Below are 315 nucleotides of genomic sequence, written 5' to 3'. Positions count from 1 at the left end.
CAAAGGCAAGCACAAAATATTTCTGCCTGTATGAAAAACAAAAGGAACAGGCAACCAAAAAGAAACATACGGATATTATCAACCGTTTTGAAATTCGTCTGCGTGATAAAAAGGCAGTACAGGCAGTTGAGGAATTGTTATTGACATATAACCCTCATGGGTTGGTGTTTTACCTTATTACTGATTTTGTGCAATTTCCCGATTATCCGCTGTGGGAGATATTCATTTCCCATGACAGTTTACCTTTTGAAATGAACCCCGTACCTGTCAATATGGAACGCACTCTGCAATGGCTGGAAAGACAGGTCATGCCGT

General features: G+C 40.3%; 1 protein-coding gene. It reads left to right on the top strand.

Annotated features, from left to right (window positions below; genetic code table 11):
* A partial coding sequence (locus tag KSU54_RS19620) for a replication initiation factor domain-containing protein (RefSeq protein ID WP_217749059.1) occupies positions 1 to 315 on the top strand: 315 nt, incomplete at both ends.

This window comes from Erysipelatoclostridium sp. MSK.23.31 (genome assembly GCF_019125875.1).
Taxonomy (GTDB): domain Bacteria; phylum Bacillota_I; class Bacilli_A; order Erysipelotrichales; family Coprobacillaceae; genus Thomasclavelia; species Thomasclavelia ramosa.
Note: the sequence above shows the minus strand (reverse complement) of the source record. Positions and strands in the feature narration are given on the sequence as shown.